1 pseudogene is annotated in these 312 nt (G+C 51.0%); it reads right to left on the reverse strand.

What is annotated here, in order from left to right:
• Window positions 1-125: 125 nt before the first annotated feature.
• Window positions 126-312, reverse strand: a pseudogene (locus ACRHNM_RS16530) (nicotinic acid mononucleotide adenyltransferase); the annotation flags it as partial.

The raw sequence follows: 312 nt of genomic DNA on the forward strand, positions 1-312 counted from the left end.
CTGGAATGCCTTCATTATGCAACCGGTCCGGCCATTGGTGTCCCTGGTTTCCCGGTTGCACCGGTCAAAAAAAAAGCCCGCTGCATGGCGGGCTTTATCGTTGACGGAATCGTTTCGGTAGCGAGTTATCTGTTCACCGCTACCCGGGTGCCGTTGTTCCAATTGACTACGTTCACGATAGCATTATCGGAGTAGTCTACTTCACGCAGGTTATCTTCTTCCCAGAAAAACCATTTTCCGGTTTTGTTACCTGCAGCGTATTGCCCGATGGCGACCTTTTTCCCGGAAGTGTCAAACAAGATCCATTCCCCG

Origin of the sequence: Psychroserpens mesophilus (assembly GCF_050617655.1) — a bacterium.
In the GTDB taxonomy this organism is placed as follows: domain Bacteria; phylum Bacteroidota; class Bacteroidia; order Flavobacteriales; family Flavobacteriaceae; genus Psychroserpens; species Psychroserpens mesophilus_A.